General features: G+C 62.8%; 1 protein-coding gene. It reads left to right on the forward strand.

Features of this window, described 5'->3' with window-relative positions; translation table 11 throughout:
- On the forward strand, positions 1-444 hold a 444-nt coding region (locus EOA38_RS38690), incomplete at both ends, for an alpha/beta hydrolase (RefSeq protein ID WP_245481046.1).

The following is a 444-nucleotide window of genomic DNA, read 5'->3' on the forward strand; positions in this document are numbered from 1 at the left end:
GTGCATGTGAAGACGCTTTTGATCATTGCCCTGGCTCTGTTGATGGCAGGCTGCGCGGGGCGGCAGACAGAGGAAATTCTGGGCAGCGTCGTCGTGCCGACGCAGGCGACCGAGATCGCCGGCAACCACTCGATCTTCATCGCCACCACGCGCAAGCGCTCCGACGACCCGAATAAGGTCTTCGACGGTGAGCGCTCGGCGACGCTCAACTATGCCCGCGTCAGCGTCACGGTGCCGCCGGTCCACCAGACCGGCCAGATCGAGCGCCGCTCGCGCGGCAACTCCAACGACCCGACTAAATATTTCATGGCATCCGAGGTCGTCGGTTACGACACGCAGCCGAAATTCACGAGCGCGCTCAACGCCGACATCGATGCCCGTGGCGGCCGGGTCATGGTCTTCGTCCATGGTTACAACACCGGCTTTGACGACGCTGTCTACCGT

The sequence above is a fragment of the Mesorhizobium sp. M1E.F.Ca.ET.041.01.1.1 genome (assembly GCF_003997355.1).
Taxonomy (GTDB): Bacteria; Pseudomonadota; Alphaproteobacteria; order Rhizobiales; family Rhizobiaceae; genus Mesorhizobium.